This window comes from Chitinophaga sp., assembly GCF_035564935.1.
Classification (GTDB): Bacteria; Bacteroidota; Bacteroidia; order Chitinophagales; family Chitinophagaceae; genus Chitinophaga.
In genome coordinates this window covers 1-3434 of sequence record NZ_DATMTE010001038.1, presented here as the reverse complement: position 1 = coordinate 3434, position 3434 = coordinate 1, and the positions used below count along the sequence as shown (strand labels likewise).

Genomic DNA, 3434 nt, shown 5'->3' with positions numbered 1-3434 from the left:
ATCATCCGGGAAAGTTTCACTTTTGTACTGTCAAGTTTAGTTGTTGAAGTTAATCCCCTACTGTTTGTTAAAGTTGTTTGTTAGCCTGCCTTGCGGCCTTGCATCCATGTGAAGAAAGAACGGTGGAGTGGTCAGAGGTTAAACCCCAAAAGTCTTTTATCGCCATTCTATATGTTGTTTTCCCTGATCCCTGACTGGTAGCTGACTTGTTTCAGTATTACCGGCAGGGAGCAGGGATAGAATGGTGAAGCGCTTATTTTACAAGTATCCAGCAGGCCACCAGTTGTGAAAGAATGCCAATCAGGAAACCGATATAGATTTCACGCGGCTCATGTGCTGCCAGCACCAGGCGGGACGTAGCCACAATCCCGGCTACAAAGAAAGTGATCACCAGCGGAACAGATACATTCATATGCATTCCCCACATCAGCGAAAGTAAGAGGCCGATCACACCGCCCCAACCCACTGTATGCATACTGGTTTTTATGAAGTTATTGGTAATAAAGGAGATAGAAACACTGATGAATACTCCCAGGAAGAAGGCGGTATAGAACTTCGGCGCCCGGCCTTCCTGTTGAAAAGTATAGAAGGCCCAGAAATAATAGGTGATCATTGCTACGTATGGAATGATCCTGTCGCGCTGGGTTTTCATCTGAACAGACGACACAAATTTCAGCGCCTTTGCCAGTAAAAGAGTAAGTATGGGAAACCCGATACTGATAATGGCTACCCTGAAGTACAGCATATCGAAGTCGAATCTTTTGCTCAACGACTTAAACGCCACCATGTATTCCGGGATAGATCCGAGGATCAGGAATGTTACCAGCAGGGGAATGAACAGCGGATGAGAGAGATAGGAAATGACCAGTGCCAGGGATTTCATTGACTTTGGAAACTCCGGCTCCAAACGCATATTTCCGTTCCGGTCTAAAACTGCTTGTTCTTGCATGGTATGGTACTTATAATTCTTTACGTAAACGGGCTACCGGAATATTCAGCTGCTCCCTGTATTTGGCCACTGTACGGCGGGCAATGTTGTATCCTTTGTCCTGCAGCATTTTCGTGAGATTTTCATCGCTGAGCGGCTTCCGCTTGTTTTCCGCTTCAATGAGGTCAGACAGGATCTTTTTCACCTCCCTGGTGGATACTTCCTCGCCGCTGTCGGTAGACAATGATTCGGAGAAGAAGAATTTCAGCTTGAAAGTACCAAATTCGGTTTGTACATACTTACTGTTGGCCACGCGGCTTACGGTAGAAATATCCAGTTGCGTGCGATCCGCGATATCTTTGAGGATCATAGGCTTCATGGTAGTTTCATCTCCCGTAAGGAAAAATTCGCGTTGGTAATCCATGATAGACTCCATGGTGGATAACAAAGTATGTTGCCGCTGCTTGATGGCGTCTATAAACCATTTGGCAGCATCTATTTTTTGTTTGATAAACAGTACGGCTTCTTTCTGGCGCTTGTCCTTTTTATCACCGCGGTCGTATTCCTTCAGCATTTCGCGGTAGCCGCCGGAGATCCGCAGGTCGGGTGCATTGCGCGAATTGAGCGTAAGTTCCAGTTTACCGGCATTATTTAAAATGAAGAAATCGGGTAATACGTAGCTTTCCGCCTTGTTCAGCGTGGCAAAATTGCCGCCTGGCTTAGGTGTAAGCCTGATGATCTGGGTGATGGCTTCTTTCAGGCCCTCATCTGAAAGACTTAACGCTTTCTGGATCTTCTCGTAATGCTTCTTGGTAAATTCGTCGAAGTAGTTTTCCAGGATGAGGTAGGCGTTGTGTACGCCGGGATCGTCCTGCGACTTACGTTTCAACTGCAGCAACAGGCATTCTTTCAGGTCGGTGGCGCATACGCCTGCCGGATCAAAATCCTGTATCTTTTTTATAAGGATGTTGATTTCTTCTTCTGTGGTGTCAATATTCTGGGAAAAGGAGAGATCATCTACCATAGAGCTGATTTCCCTGCGCAGGTATCCATCATCATCGATGCTGCCAATGATATGTTCAGCAATGGCATTCTGGTGATCGTCCAGCTCCAGCATGCCCAGCTGGCTCAATAAGTGTTCATGGAAGGAAGTTTCCACCCGGATCGGGATGGTTTTATTGCTTTCGTCCGGATCGGGATAGTTATCATCACGCAGCTTGTAATCCGCTACATCATCATCTCCTTCACTTACATATTCAGAAATATCTATATTGTCGTACTCATTTTCACTGCCATCCGGTTCAAATTCATCTTCTTCCGCTGGTGCTTCGTATTCTTCCTGTTCTTTGAACTCATCTTCTCCTGCTTCTTCCCCATACTCCAGTGCCGGGTTTTCCTCCAGCTCTTCCTTGATCCTTTCTTCCAGGTTCACAGTAGGTACCTGCAGCAATTTCATGAGCTGAATTTGCTGGGGTGAGAGTTTCTGTAATAATTTCTGCTGTTGTGTCTGCTTTAACATAATTATTCCCTGTCAGGGCAAAATTAATAAGTATAAGGTTAACAGAGCGCCCCGCTGCACGTATTTAGCCTTTAGATAACCCATTAAGGGTTAATGGCTATAAATCCAGTTCCAGCTGCTCCGGCAACAAACGGAATGTTTTACGGTGAAATGGCGTATCGCCAAATTCCCGGATGGCATCGCGGTGTTGCCTGGTAGGGTAACCCTTATTTTCATTCCAGCCAAAGTGTGGATATGTAGCATGTAACTGCTGCATATATTCATCACGATAGGTTTTAGCCAGAACGGAGGCTGCCGCTATAGAGGCATATATGCCATCGCCCTGTATAATACAGGCGTGCGGCGTATTGCCATAGGCGTAGAAGCGGTTGCCATCTACCAGTATAAACTCCGGTTGCTGCGTAAGCTTCTCCAATGCCAGATGCATGGCCTTGAAAGAAGCCTTCAATATATTTATCTTGTCTATTTCCACATTATCCACACTTGCCACGGCATAACATACTGCTTTTTTTTCAATCACCTTTCTTAGTTTCTCCCGGTCGGCTGCTTTCATCTGCTTGGAATCGTTCAGCATCGGGTGCCTGAATTTTTTCGGCAGAATTACTGCTGCCGCAAACACAGGACCCGCCAGGCATCCTCTTCCGGCTTCATCACAGCCGGCTTCTGTTAATAATTCCTGATAGTAAGAAAGTAGCAAATCCAAATCTATTAAGCCGGGTAAAATTACAAGATTAATGTTCAAGGAACAAGGATTGTGGAATTTTGAAGCAATACCGCAGCCTTCTTTTAATCTTTCTTAAAAAGATCCTTAAAATCCTGTTTGAAATCGGTCCACTCTTTATCGGATTTTTTCATCAGCTGATCGGCGGCTTCACGGGTGCTGTCCCATTTGTCGGCGCTGCTGTTCTTTACATCTTCCAGCTTTTTATTCATCTGTGCTCTCAACACTTCCAGCTTTTTGCGGGCTGTTGTACTTTTTTCGTCCCC

Annotated in this window: 4 protein-coding genes; all 4 read right to left on the bottom strand. The window is 45.6% G+C overall.

The features are described from left to right. Nucleotides 1–253: 253 nt before the first annotated feature. Entirely contained in the window at nt 254–949 is a 696-nt protein-coding gene (locus VN105_RS27035) for a hypothetical protein (protein WP_325646132.1), read from the bottom strand. Between the two features lie 10 nt (nt 950–959). Continuing rightward, nucleotides 960–2384, bottom strand: coding sequence for an RNA polymerase factor sigma-54 (gene rpoN, locus VN105_RS27030; RefSeq protein ID WP_414647270.1), 1425 nt, complete (start codon nt 2382–2384; stop codon nt 960–962). A gap of 160 nt (nt 2385–2544) precedes the next feature. After that, nucleotides 2545–3144, bottom strand: a complete 600-nt coding sequence (locus tag VN105_RS27025) for a ribonuclease HII (protein ID WP_325646128.1) — start codon at nt 3142–3144, stop codon at nt 2545–2547. 89 nt (nt 3145–3233) lie between these two features. Beyond that, nucleotides 3234–3434: hypothetical protein (locus tag VN105_RS27020; protein WP_325646126.1), on the bottom strand; the 201-nt coding region annotated here is incomplete at its 5' end.

Bases quoted from the DNA above. Each gene is read 5' to 3' on its own strand.
- VN105_RS27035 (WP_325646132.1), bottom strand. From the start codon at position 949: ATGCAAGAACAAGCAGTTTTAGACCGGAACGGAAATATGCGTTTGGAG.
- rpoN (WP_414647270.1), bottom strand. From the start codon at position 2,384: ATGAAATTGCTGCAGGTACCTACTGTGAACCTGGAAGAAAGGATCAAG.